Consider the following 13,036-nt stretch of genomic DNA (forward strand, 5'->3'; position numbering starts at 1 on the left):
TCAACGGCTAAGCATTATAAGTGATAGCAATATGAGCAACACGATTGAAATGATGTTGGATAAAATAATTTTGGAGGGATTTATTGAAATTGGAGCGACATGATTTTGATCAAGAGCGGTTCGAATCGATGACCTATACCTTGACTAATTTAACAATCACAAAGGTATCGCCATATCAAAAATCACAACTGAGCTAATGTCAATTGAGTAATGTGATAGTGGAATATTTAGGAAATTGGAGCGACATATCGGGTTCGAACCGATGACCTATACCTTGGCAAGGTATCGCTCTACCAACTGAGCTAATGTCGCATAATCTGTATTAATGATTTGGTAAATCACTAAGTTTTAATTTGGAGCGACATATCGGGTTCGAACCGATGACCTATACCTTGGCAAGGTATCGCTCTACCAACTGAGCTAATGTCGCATAATTATCGCTGTCACATCAGCCTTCAACATTCAAAAAGGTATCGTCTATCAACCTTTATCAACTGAGCTAATGTCGCATAATCTGTATTAATGATTTGGTAAATCACTAAGTTTTAATTTGGAGCGACATATCGGGTTCGAACCGATGACCTATACCTTGGCAAGGTATCGCTCTACCAACTGAGCTAATGTCGCATAATCTGTATTAATGATTTGGCAAATCACTAAATTTTAATTTGGAGCGACATATCGGGTTCGAACCGATGACCTATACCTTGGCAAGGTATCGCTCTACCAACTGAGCTAATGTCGCCTTTTGTATCGCTGCTACACTTGCCTTCAACATTAACAAAGGTATCGCCTATCAACCTTTATCAACTGAGCTAACGTCGCTTTTTGCATCGCTGCTACATTTGCCTTCAACATTAAAAAAGGTATCGCCTTTAACCTTTATCAACTGAGCTAATGTCGCATTCAATCTAAATGACCGCACATCTCTGTTCGCATCAAAAAGTTGAGGCCGCATTATATGAAAAATTCATGCGGCTGCAACCCCTTCTTTCATATTTATCTACTGATCGGTCAAATTTTAAATACTTTGCTGCGATAATACTGCAATTCAGCAATCGACTCTTGGATATCCTGCAAGGCTTGGTGAGTATTTTGCTTCTTAAAACCGTCCATCGTTTCTGGACTCCAACGCTTCACTAGCTCCTTAATCGTACTGACATCCACATTGCGGTAGTGGAAATAATCTTCCAGCTCGCGCATATAACGATTTAAAAAGCGTCTATCTTGCCCAATACTGTTACCACACATTGGAGAAGCCCCCTTAGGAACATACTGTTCTAAGAAGGCAATAGTCTTAGCCACAGCTTGCGCTTCGGTTTCTTGGCTAGCACGAACGCGATCAATCAACCCAGACTCACCATGATGCTTTTGATTCCAATCATCCATAGCAGCTAGCACATCATCTGACTGATGAATCGCGATAACCGGACCTTGACCGATAATATTGAGTTCTTGATCTGTCACTAGTGTGGCAATTTCAATGATCCTGTCGACATCGGGCTCTAACCCTGTCATTTCCAAATCGATCCAAATGAGATTATTTACATCTGCCGTCATAAATCAGCCTTATCGTGTCAGTTAGCCTAAATTCAGGCTTTTTTATTCAAGAGTGTGTATCATACTGCTTTTTTCCAACACAAAAAATCACCTAATTGACGAAGACGAATCAGTGAGTAAAAAGAAACCCCTAAGCCAAGGTCAATTACGCCGTATGCGCGCTAATCACGAGAAGCGACTCAATCGTGACAGTGGCGATAAAAATACGCCAGAGTTACAGGATAGTTCATTGGGGCAAGAACAGCCCGGTACTGTGATTTCACGTTTTGGCCAACATGCCGACATAGAAACTGAAAGCGGCCAAATTGTGCGCTGTAATATTCGCCGTGCCGTCACCAGTTTAGTGACTGGCGATAAAGTGATCGTACGCTTAGCCATTGAGAGCCAAGCCAATAGCGGCATCGCAGGTATTGTTGAAGCCGTTCATCCACGTCGCTCATCACTTACACGCCCAGATTTATACGATGGCGTGAAAATCATCGCCTCGAATATCGACCAAATTTTGATTGTCTCCTCGGTATTACCCAGCTTTACCACCCAGATCATCGACCGTTATTTAGTGGCCGCTGAAGATACCGATATTCCGCCTATCATCATTTTGAATAAAATTGACTTGCTCAATCCCGATGAAGCGCAGGCAATCGATGAAGCGCTACAGCGCTACAAAGACATTGGCTATCCGGTTTATAAGGTCAGCAGCAAGCTCGGTGATGGTATCGATACCATCAAAGGCATACTCAAAGATAAAGTCAGCGTGTTTGCCGGCCAATCTGGTGTGGGTAAATCATCGATCATCAATGCATTACTACCCGATGCAGAGCTTATTATCGGCGATGTTTCCGATAACTCAGGTTTAGGTCAACACACTACTACCACTGCTAAGCTGTTGCACTTGCCTAGTGGCGGCGATTTAATCGACTCTCCGGGCGTGCGCGAATTCGCCCTATGGCATCTTCCGGCACAACGTGTCGGCTGGTGTTTTATCGAGTTTCGCGAGTATCTTGGCGCATGTAAATTCCGCGATTGTAAACACGGTGACGATCCCGGCTGTGCACTGCAAGAAGCCCTGAGCCAAGGTAAGATCAGCGCAGATCGCTTTAATAATTACCATAAAATTATCGCCAGCTTAGATGAACAACGTCATGCCCGCCATTTCCGTGCGGCCACTGATGAATAACGACTTATTGATAAATAACAACAGTCTCAGCAAAGATTGAGCAGTAAGAAAAGGAATTGAAATTGGATAAAGTCAAAATAGCGCTGCAGTACATGCTGCCAAAACACTTGTTATCTCGTTTAGTGGGTAAACTCGCTGCAGCCGAAGCTGGCGCCTTAACCACTGCCGCCATCAAGTGGTTTATCAAACAATATAAAATCGACATGAGCGAAGCGGCGCAGAGCGAACCAGAAGCCTATAAAAGCTTTAATGCTTTTTTTACCCGCGCCCTTAAACCCAGTATTCGTCCGTTAGACATGGACGCCGATATCATGGTACATCCCGTCGATGGTGCGGTAAGTCAGTTAGGCCCCATCAAAAACGGTCGCATCTTCCAAGCTAAGGGTCATCACTATTCATCGTTAACTTTGCTTGGCGATCAAGCCGAAGATGCTAAACGCTTCGAAGGCGGTGATTTTGCGACTATCTATCTGGCGCCTAAAGACTATCACCGTATCCACATGCCGATTAAAGGCACGTTATCAAAAATGACCTATGTACCTGGCGAACTGTTTTCGGTGAATCCGTTAACGGCGAGACACGTACCCGGTCTGTTTGCCCGAAACGAACGCGTTGTGGCGATTTTTGAAACCGAATTAGGTCCATTAGCTATGGTATTGGTTGGCGCAACGATTGTTGCCAGTATTGAAACCGTATGGGCTGGCACAGTCACGCCGCCGACAGGTAAGCAAGTCTTCACTTGGGAATATCCAACCCAAGGCCCAGATGCCATCACCTTAGACAAAGGTGAGGAAATGGGTCGCTTCAAGTTAGGCAGTACTGTAGTGATGTTGTTTGCTAAAGATGCTATCGCGACCTTTGCTGAAGGTGTCGAAGCCGAAGCAGTGACTCGTATGGGACAAGCCTTCGCTAACCTGAAAGACGTTAAGCAAGCAGATTAAGCTTTCTTGAGTTCTGCTAAACCTTCGGGATTAATTGAATTGCATCTGGCTGTGCTGCTATTTGGCGGCACAGCTTTGTTTTCTAAATTAATCCCGCTCAGTGCCCTCGACATCACCTTTCTACGCTGTATCGTCGCAGCCACTGTGTTAGGTTTGCTAGTCAAATTCAGCCGCAAACGTTTAACGCTGGCAAGCAAACAAGATTATCTAGTCGCCATCGGGCTTGGGGTTATCGTCAGCCTGCATTGGGTGACTTATTTTGCGGCCATGCAATTATCGTCGGTCGCCATTGGCATGATTGCGTTTTTCACCTATCCGGTGATGACAGTGATTGCCGAGCCGTTGCTGACAGGTAATAAGATAAAATTACACGATATGATCAGCGGTGTATTAGTGCTGATTGGGGTGATATTACTGATCCCTGAGGCCAATTTAGGTAACGACACTACGCTGGGCATTACCATCGGCATAGTATCCGCCATCTTGTTCACCACCCGTAACTTATTGCACAAACGCTACTTTTCCCAGTACAGCGGCCCCCATGCCATGTTCTATCAAACTTTGGTCGCCGTGGTGTTCTTGATGCCGTGGCACCAAACGGAGCTGGTCAGTATCTCATTAGAAGTGTGGGGATTAATTATTTTACTCGGCGTCGTCTTTACCGCTGCGCCACATGCGCTATTTACTTCTGCGCTGAGGCAACTCAGCGCCAAAACGGTTGGGCTAGTCTCTTGCTTGCAGCCCTTTTATGGCGCCATGTTAGCGCTGATTATTTTAGGTGAAGAGCTCAATCTCAACACCTTAATTGGTGGCACTATCATAGTCGCTACCGCCATCTTCGAAACCCATCAATCGCACCAGTCACAGCGGCGAAAAAAGAACGCCTGAAACATACCAATCTCAACGCAATTTGGCTAATATGGAGCGTCTTTCGCCCCTAAATGTCTTTAGCCTATATGCCACGTATTTTATTGTTCATTATTGCTTTTTTCACATTTTCCGCACTTGCCAATTCGCCTTTGCAATTGGACAAACGTCTTGGCATGAACAAGCAAGATCAGCAACAAAATCTCAGCATTGATGAACAAATTAACGAACTAAAAATTAACATAGAAAAACTCGCCGCCAACGCAGCCAGTTTCCAACAAGCGCAGATTGATTTTGAGCAACATAAGAAGCGCACTAACCAAGCGCTGAAAGACGCCTATAAGCCTTTATCACTAGAAAAAGGTACTGACCTCAGCCAGCAGGCTTCCATGGCCTATATTCGCTTGTCTGAACTTAAAGAAAGCGAATCCACCCTTGGCCGACAAGTTAACGATTTATTGCTACGTCACAATGACTTACCTACAGTTATCGCCAGCGCGAGGCAAACTGTCGCCCAAAACAAAAAAGCAGAACTCGCCCCGCTAGATACCCCTACGGGAGAGTTACAGCAAACTCAACGACTCTTCTTTGAACAAAGCCTTGCCACAGATGAAGCAGAACTTGCCAGCAGCCAAAAACGCATTGAACTGACGCAATTACAATTACAGCTAGTCCGTCAACAACTGGTGCAGCAAGAAGCCTTGATCGAAACCATCAACAAGGCAATCAATAAACAACGTCAGCAACAAACGGATGCCACCCTAGCCAAAAACTTAGTTAATACCGAAAAAGTCATCGATCCTATCACCCGTAATATTGCCGACACTAACCAGATTTACGGCCAAAAGCTGCAAACGTTAACTTTGCAGATCAATAATGTGGTCGAACAGCAGGAACAGGCAGAAACCCAATATCAATCCCAAGCTAAACAACTGGCAAACATCCAAGAGCAGATCACTTGGGTCAAAATGAACTCCGCCTTTGGTGAGCGCTTTTTGCAGATGTTGCAATCACTGCCTAAACCACCGAATCACGAAAAACTGCAAACGCTGATCGCCGATGCGCGCTTAGACAGATACCATTTAGAGCAACAACAAGCCCTCAATGAGCAAGAATTAGAACAACCCGGCTTATACAATGAGCAGCAGATTAAGCTCTTACACTCGCAACAGAGTTTGATCTCGCAGTTGATGCAAAGCTATGACCAATACTTGAGTGAATTAGGCAAGCTGAAGGTCAATTACCAACAACTGAGTCAACAGAATCTCACCCTCAAAAATACCCTTAACGAACATTTATTCTGGGTGCCTAACGCTGCAAGTATCAGTAAGTTATGGCTTACGGATCTTGAGCGCAGCACGGTTTGGCTTGTGCAACAAGCACAGTGGGATGAACTGGGAAAAGCCTGGGATGAACAAAACGATTATTGGTCTTGGTGGATCATATTGCTGGTACTGTGTTTAGTCGTACAGGACTTAATCACGCCTAAATTCAATCGCTTGCTAAATCATTACACCACTTATGTGGGCAATGTGACCCAAGATAAATTCATTTACACTCTCAAAGCGCTCGCCTGCAGTATCAGCTATGCGTTGATAAAACCTTTCCCAGTGATCATGGCGGGATTGATTTTCTATCATTCCGATCGCAATTTTGTGCAAGCAGTGGGTATGGGCATACTGGCGATTGGTTTAGTGTATCTCTTATATCGCTTCATCTTTATTCTGACGCTCGACAAAGGCGTACTCGTGGGCCATTTCAAACGCCCCTCAAAACTCATCCAAGCGGGACAATCACGGCTCAGACACTTTGTGCTGATTGCTAGCCCATTATTGGGTCTGATGGGCTTTACCGAAGTGCTCGACACATCACTGGTGCGTAATAGCATAGGCCGCGGCGCATTCATTATTTTCTGTATCGTTTTATTCTTGTTATACAAAGATATTTTAATCCTGAGCCGTAAAAACTCAGATGCCAAGAAAGACGGTAAAAACAAAAAACTCATTCAGAAAATGCTCTGGACCTTGCTGATTTCTGTGCCGCTTTTAAGCGCAGTGTTAGCCTTTAGGGGTTACTACTTCACCGCTTTCCAAATGCTGTTACAACTGCAATTATCGATCGTGCTGGGTCTGGGTTTCTTGCTCTTATACCAATTGATCAAACGGTGGATGTTAATCGAACGCCGCCGTATCGCCTTCGATCGCGCTAAGGCAAAACGTGCAGAGCGCTTAGCACAAAGGGAAAAAGGCGAAACACATCACCCTTCCGTCGATGGACTCGATACCTACGAAGAACCCGTGGTCGATCTGGAAACCATTTCGAGCCAATCCCTTGGCCTAGTGCGTTCACTCTTGTTATTGGCCTTTTTAGCCAGCTTGATTGGTCTGTGGACTCAAACCCATACGGCGCTGTTTTCTTTCCTCGATGGCATTACGCTGTGGACAACCAATACCAGTGTGAATGGCTTAGAGCAACAATTGCCCATTACCATGAAATCACTGATGTTTGGGCTGATAGTGGTGGGTTTCTCGTTAATGATTGCCACCAATTTGCCCGGCCTACTTGAGCTAATGATCCTGCAAAGGCTTGATCTCTCGCCTGGAACGGGTTTTGCGATCACAACCGTCAGTCGTTATCTGGTGGTTTTCCTCGGACTATTAATCGGCTTCTCTAATCTCGGGATGGAGTGGTCTAAGTTACAATGGCTGATTGCCGCACTGTCGCTCGGTTTAGGTTTTGGTTTGCAAGAAATTTTCGCCAACTTTATCTCAGGTTTGATCATTTTGTTTGAGAAACCCGTGCGGATTGGCGACACAGTGACAATTCGTGATTTAACAGGGACAGTCAGTAAAATCCAAATTCGGGCGACCACCATTATTGACTGGGATAGAAAGGAAATTATCATCCCGAACAAGGCCTTTATCACAGAGCAGCTGATCAACTGGTCCTTGTCAGATCCTATTACTCGGGTCATTGTTTATGTATCGGTGGCGCGGGATTCAGACCCTGCCAAAGTTGAAGCGACCCTGTATCAAGCGGTGCAAGAGTGTGAAGATGCACTTGCCAGCCCAGAACCTGAGGTCTGGTTTGCCGGCTTTGGTAAACATACCCAAGATTATGAAGTGCGCGCCTATGCAAAAGATATGTCGGCACGCTGGCCACTGCGCCATGATTTACATAAACGAGTGACTAAAAAACTCAAAGAAAACAATCTCGAACTCGCCTACCCGCAGATGGAAATCCATATTAAGAATGGTCAAAATCGCGAGCAACAAGGCATAATTAGAAGCTAATAGGATCGCAGACCATGCTTATTTTTGCTCACCGCGGCGCCAGCGGTTATCAGGCCGAAAATACCTTAGCCGCCATGGCTAAAGCGTTAGAATTGGGTGCACAAGCCGTCGAACTCGATGTACATAATGTCGAAGGTGAGTTAGTCGTGTTTCACGACAGACGACTCGATAATAAAAGCTCGGGCACGGGCGTCATTCACTTAGTGAGCAAGGACTACCTAGCAAGCATCAATGTGAAAGGTGAATCCATTCCGACGCTATGGCAAGTACTTGAGCTGATTGCGGGGCGCTGCATAGTCAATATAGAGTTAAAAGGCATTAATACCGTCACGCCGTTAATCGACTTATACCCAAAGGCTATGAGTCAGCTTGGGTTTACCAAGGAGCAGTTACTGATCTCTTCCTTTAATCACCCCTATCTGTATGAACTTAAACAGGCGTTGCCGGATGCTTTAGTCGCACCACTGCTTGCCAGTATTCCACTCGAAGGGGCTGGCGTGGTAAGCGAACTGAATGCCTATTCATTACATTTAGATGTGAGTTTTATCAGCCAAGCGCTAGTAGACGACGCCCATAACCGAGGTGCCAAGGTTTATGTTTATACTGTCGATCATATTGATGATATTCATGCGCTTAAGCAGATAGGCGTCGATGGCGTGTTCAGCAATTACCCCGATCGCGCCATGCAAGCCTTAACTCAAAAGGCAATGGCCAATTACTCTGGCTACTTTGAGTAACGGCAAAAATAATAACGATATTAAGCTTGGCTATTTCGCTGAGCCCAATAACCGATAAAAATAAACATGGCCACAATTAACAGAAACATCCAATGGGATGGCATAGCCACTATGTGTCTTGCCACCCAAGGCGTAGCTTTCACGATTAATAGGCCATAGCCAAAGGCATTCACAATAATAAAAACAAATGTTCGCAGCACAAAAGAATGCCCCAACAAATGACGCCTTAAGATACGATTGACATCCGCTGAAAAAACCAAAATAAGACACACCACCATAGCGGTAGCAATATCGAAGGCCCAAGGGCGAAGCATATTACCTAACTGGGCAATAATGGCGACTAATTGATCAAACATAGACTTAACCTAAAAATATGCAGCGCAATCCATCTGAGTGGCCGCGACAGCGTATTGAAAAATAACAATAACCAAGCATAAAGGGAGACGCCATGGGGCACAAGTTACTCTTGCTAACAAAGGTAAATCAACAGTACCGCGACTTGATTGAGGCGCAGAGTCTCCCAGATTTAACGTTACTCGACGATAATCCTGCGAGCATAATTGATGCAGATATTTGGTTAGCCGAACCTAAACTCGCCGCGCCCCTATTACCCCATGCTAAAAATCTGCAATGGTTACAATCAAGCTTTGCTGGCATAGATGCCCTGATGAGTCCAAGGGGCAGAAAAGACTATCAACTCACCAATATTAAAGGCATTTTCGGCCCGCTGATGAGCGAGTATCTATTCGGCTATTTACTCGCGCATATCCGCGGCCATCGTTTTTATCGCCAGCAACAAGGACAAAAACAGTGGCTGATTCAACCCCAGCAGCGCCACTCAAGTTTACAGGGCATGCGATTGCTCTTGCTTGGCACAGGGTCAATAGCCCAGCATTTAGCGAAGACGGCAAAACACTTTGGCATGCATGTTACTGGTATCAATAGCAGCGGTAATGCCGTAGAAGGTTTTGATATCATAGAAGCTATGTCCAATTTAGGCCAAGTGTTGACACAGGCCGATGTGGTTGCAAATCTACTGCCAAGCACTCCTGCAACGTACAATCTTCTCAATGCTGACATGTTAGCCATGTTAAAAACTGATGCAGTGCTGTTTAATGTTAGCCGCGGTGATGCACTCGATCTCGATGCACTCAATATCCAACTTATCGCTAATCCTAGTCAGCAAGCGATCCTCGATGTATTTGCTCAGGAACCTTTGCCCAATAGCCATCCTATTTGGGAACGGGAAAATGCCGTGATCACGCCGCATATTTCGGCGCCAAGCCATCCTGCACAAATCGTCGATATCTTTAGCCAAAACTATCGCCGCTACATCATGGGTGAACCACTGCAGAATAGAGTCGACTTTAGTAAAGGCTATTAAGTTAACGATCAGGAATTGATTCAGAGAGCAGAAATTGAGTTAGAAATCAGAAAAAGAAAAGGCAATAGTCAGACTATTGCCTTTTTTTATTTTAAATTTTAGGCAGTTAAATCCTAAAGCTGCGCTTTAAGAATTGCTCGACTAATACCGAGTGAGAATCCATCTCGCGAGTCACTTCGTCATTCAAGCCGACCATTTCACTGCCGAGTTGATGACTAGAATGGGTAAATTGCGACACATTCACCACGCTGCGATTCATCTCATTTGCCACACTCGATTGCTCTTCAACCGCGCTGGCAATATGGTGCGTCATATCGGTAATGGTCGAAATGGCCTCACGAATCGTACGTAATGCCGTACCCGCTAAATCCGCCGTTGAAATACATTCGGAAGCGGCAACCACTCCTTGCTGCATACTGATAACAGCTTTATTCGTTCCCTGCTGCAACAGATTAATCATACTGTGGATTTCTTTGGTGGCATCGTGAGTACGTTGTGCCAGCGCCCGTACTTCGTCAGCAACGACAGCGAAGCCACGACCTTGCTCACCCGCTCGAGCCGCTTCAATTGCTGCATTCAATGCCAGCAAATTCGTCTGCCCCGCAATACTCTGAATCACATCGAGCACTGTGCCAATATCTTTACTGTGGGCTTCTAACTCAGTAATAACTTTTGACGTTTGTTGCAGTTGCTCCGCCATAGCTTGAATCGAGCGAATAGTACTCGACACCGTTTTATCACCATTAATAGTTTCAGCGGATGCCATTTGCGTGGCACTCGCCGCATCGGCACAATTGGAGGACATATCGCCTAATGTGGCGGTCATTTCCTGCATCGCTGTAGCAACTTGTTCTATTTCAGATAGTTGAGCCTGACTGGTACTCTGGATTTGTTTGCCCTTGGCGGCAGATATTTTGGCCTGTTCTGACACGTTATAACAGGAATCCGATGCACGCCCAAGAATCGACTTAAGCTCTGAATTCTGCATTTGCAGTGCTAAATCAATCGCGCCAAGATCGTCACAGTTACCACTATAAATATGCGCCATCAAGGGGTTATCGTAGATATGCTTTGCCTTAGCCACTATCGCGTAATAGCGACTCAGCACCAGATTACCGCCCACTAGCAATACTAGGAGACTTATCGCTAGGGCAATAAAGCCCATTAAGCCAATTTGCAGAGCAAGGTAAAACATAGGTAGCATGGCAACCAATGCGAGTAACAGCAATTTAACTGGCATATCCAAGGTACGTTTTAACGCACTGACGCAGCCCTTTTTGTTCAACTCTGCATAGGCTATTTCTGCACGCTTAACCTGATCGCGTGTGGGTTTAGTGCGTACAGATTGAAACTCGACGACTTTGCCATTAACTGAAATCGGTGAGACATAGGCATCGACCCAATAGTGATCGCCATTGGCGCAGCGGTTTTTCACTATCCCTTTCCAAGGCTCGCCTTTTTTGATACATCGCCACAGATCTTCAAACGCTTGCGGAGGCATATCTGGATGACGCACCATGTTGTGGGGCTTGCCTAGCATGCCATCGAGGTCGTAACCGGCAACGGTACAGAAAGATTGATTGGCGTAAGTGATATGACTTTGAGTATCCGTAGTCGACAATAAAATCCAATCCGCTGGATAATCATATTCTCGCTGTGTAACTGGTAGATTAGTTCTCATGAAACCTTATGGATCTTTGATTAATTCTTCGTTATTCATCCATGAGTTATCCATCCGTGAGGCATCATCACCCTGACTCTGTATTCCTAAACCTACTTCTAAAACTGCCTAGCTTTTTAGTGCTAAAACACACCTAGCATAGACGATAAAACGTGCGCCATGTAACAAAAGCGTTAAAGTATGAAAATCACCCCAAAAACATGATTGCATTTGATAAGCGTTTTCATTTAGAATTAGCGCAATTCGATTGGAGACTAATATATGTACGTTTGTCTTTGCCATGCGATCACTGATACACAAATTAAAAACGCAGTAAGCCAGGGCGATAGCTCGCTTGCTGACGTAAAAAAGCGCTTAGGTGTTGCCGATCAATGTGGTAAATGCGCCAGAATGGCAGTGCAGATCATTCAGAATCAACTAGAGCTTGAGCCTAATTATTACGAAGTCGCATAGAATTCATCACGAATAGCGTGGTAAAGGGTAACTCACTCACGAACAAACTTCCGACAAGTTAAATACACGCTGACTCAAGCAAACTTAATCCAGCTCAAGCAAACTCAATCCAAAAAAGTCCCGCGACAACAAAGCCTTCTATCCGCCACTTCGTCTTAAATAATCTTGCCAGTTTAGACTTTAGATATGATGTTTTAATGACAAGCCCCACTGAACTCCAAGCTCGAAAGCCGCGAATAATTCAATGGGGTTACAGATCCAACTTCCGAGTCAAGCCTACTTACGTTTCAACAAATAGGCCGCTTCATTAAGCCAAGGTACGGCTTTCTTAATAAAACGTGGATTGTCGGCCAACACATCTTGCGACGCTAATACTTCAATATCAAAATCCTCACTCAGATGCTGCTCTACCCAAGTAGGGGATACCGCAAAAGGTGGGCCGATAAGGAATTCTTGCGGATAATCTAAAGTCACTAATAAACCGACACTGCCGCTAGGTAATAAGCTCGCTAACTGCTTGGCATATTGTGCACGCATACTTTCTGGCCATGCGATCAAAGCCGCGCGATCATAAAATGCCGTCACGTCTTGAGTGATAGCCTTAGTTAGGGTGAAAATATCACCCTGATACAAGCTGATCTGTTCGGTTTGATAATGCTGGTGTTCACCCACGGCCGTTTGCGTCATCTCGAGTTGGTTATCGCTGAAAAATTGCTGTACTGCCAATTCATTCAACTCACAACCTATGACCTGATGCCCCTGTTCTGCGAGGAAACACATGTCTAGCGACTTACCACATAAGGGCACAAAAACCTTAGTATCTGCGGGTAATGCAAGCTGCTGCCAATACTTAACGAGGAAAGGATTGATGTCTTGCTGATGAAAACCTATCTGTTGCTGCTGCCACTTTTCATGCCAAAAACCGGGTTCCATGGGTTTATCT

At 45.1% G+C, this 13,036-nt stretch carries 11 protein-coding genes and 4 tRNA genes; 7 read left to right on the top strand and 8 right to left on the bottom strand.

Translation table 11 applies throughout. The features are described from left to right. Positions 1-236 precede the first annotated feature (236 nt). The 5 genes from L5M40_RS05210 to orn form a co-directional block, all read right to left on the bottom strand. Positions 237-312 (bottom strand) — tRNA-Gly (locus L5M40_RS05210). Between the two features lie 42 nt (positions 313-354). After that, positions 355-430, bottom strand: a tRNA-Gly gene (locus L5M40_RS05215). Between the two features lie 121 nt (positions 431-551). Further along, positions 552-627 (bottom strand) — tRNA-Gly (locus tag L5M40_RS05220). A 42-nt stretch (positions 628-669) separates the two neighbouring features. Beyond that, positions 670-745, bottom strand: a tRNA-Gly gene (locus L5M40_RS05225). 269 nt (positions 746-1,014) lie between these two features. Then, positions 1,015-1,560: an oligoribonuclease gene (orn, locus tag L5M40_RS05230; RefSeq protein ID WP_131523968.1), complete on the bottom strand. Its 546-nt coding sequence runs from the start codon at positions 1,558-1,560 to the stop codon at positions 1,015-1,017. 112 nt (positions 1,561-1,672) lie between these two features. Here orn and rsgA point away from each other — a divergent pair, with 112 nt between their 5' ends. The 5 genes from rsgA to L5M40_RS05255 all read left to right on the top strand — a co-directional run bounded on the left by rsgA (position 1,673) and on the right by L5M40_RS05255 (position 8,575). After that, positions 1,673-2,737: a small ribosomal subunit biogenesis GTPase RsgA gene (rsgA, locus tag L5M40_RS05235; RefSeq protein ID WP_105250279.1), complete on the top strand. Its 1,065-nt coding sequence runs from the start codon at positions 1,673-1,675 to the stop codon at positions 2,735-2,737. Between the two features lie 62 nt (positions 2,738-2,799). Continuing rightward, positions 2,800-3,678: an archaetidylserine decarboxylase gene (gene asd / locus L5M40_RS05240; RefSeq protein WP_263256351.1), complete on the top strand. Its 879-nt coding sequence runs from the start codon at positions 2,800-2,802 to the stop codon at positions 3,676-3,678. A gap of 6 nt (positions 3,679-3,684) precedes the next feature. Next, a complete protein-coding gene (locus tag L5M40_RS05245) occupies positions 3,685-4,566 on the top strand; it encodes a DMT family transporter (RefSeq protein ID WP_263256353.1) in 882 nt (293 codons plus the stop codon). 68 nt (positions 4,567-4,634) lie between these two features. Further along, a complete protein-coding gene (locus L5M40_RS05250) occupies positions 4,635-7,838 on the top strand; it encodes a mechanosensitive ion channel domain-containing protein (RefSeq protein WP_105253001.1) in 3,204 nt (1,067 codons plus the stop codon). A 14-nt stretch (positions 7,839-7,852) separates the two neighbouring features. Continuing rightward, a complete protein-coding gene (locus L5M40_RS05255; protein WP_263256355.1) occupies positions 7,853-8,575 on the top strand; it encodes a glycerophosphodiester phosphodiesterase in 723 nt (240 codons plus the stop codon). 20 nt (positions 8,576-8,595) lie between these two features. Here L5M40_RS05255 and L5M40_RS05260 read toward each other — a convergent pair whose 3' ends face one another. Next, a complete protein-coding gene (locus L5M40_RS05260; RefSeq protein ID WP_113939153.1) occupies positions 8,596-8,931 on the bottom strand; it encodes a DUF3392 domain-containing protein in 336 nt (111 codons plus the stop codon). Positions 8,932-9,023: 92 nt separating this feature from the next. Here L5M40_RS05260 and L5M40_RS05265 point away from each other — a divergent pair, with 92 nt between their 5' ends. After that, positions 9,024-9,959: a D-2-hydroxyacid dehydrogenase gene (locus L5M40_RS05265; protein ID WP_263256356.1), complete on the top strand. Its 936-nt coding sequence runs from the start codon at positions 9,024-9,026 to the stop codon at positions 9,957-9,959. A 106-nt stretch (positions 9,960-10,065) separates the two neighbouring features. Here L5M40_RS05265 and L5M40_RS05270 read toward each other — a convergent pair whose 3' ends face one another. Beyond that, the gene (locus L5M40_RS05270; RefSeq protein ID WP_263256358.1) at positions 10,066-11,640 is read right to left on the bottom strand and encodes a PAS domain-containing methyl-accepting chemotaxis protein; all 1,575 of its coding nucleotides are present in this window, start codon (positions 11,638-11,640) and stop codon (positions 10,066-10,068) included. 261 nt (positions 11,641-11,901) lie between these two features. Here L5M40_RS05270 and L5M40_RS05275 point away from each other — a divergent pair, with 261 nt between their 5' ends. Then, a complete protein-coding gene (locus L5M40_RS05275; protein WP_076498521.1) occupies positions 11,902-12,093 on the top strand; it encodes a bacterioferritin-associated ferredoxin in 192 nt (63 codons plus the stop codon). Positions 12,094-12,369: 276 nt separating this feature from the next. On the opposite strand, the gene L5M40_RS05280 is transcribed toward L5M40_RS05275, so the two are convergent. Beyond that, positions 12,370-13,026 (bottom strand): thiopurine S-methyltransferase, encoded by a 657-nt coding sequence (locus L5M40_RS05280; RefSeq protein WP_263256360.1) that lies wholly within the window; start codon positions 13,024-13,026, stop codon positions 12,370-12,372. Between the last annotated feature and the right edge of the window lie 10 nt (positions 13,027-13,036).

Origin of the sequence: Shewanella sp. SM68 (genome assembly GCF_025653925.1) — a bacterium.
Taxonomy (GTDB): Bacteria; Pseudomonadota; Gammaproteobacteria; order Enterobacterales; family Shewanellaceae; genus Shewanella; species Shewanella oncorhynchi.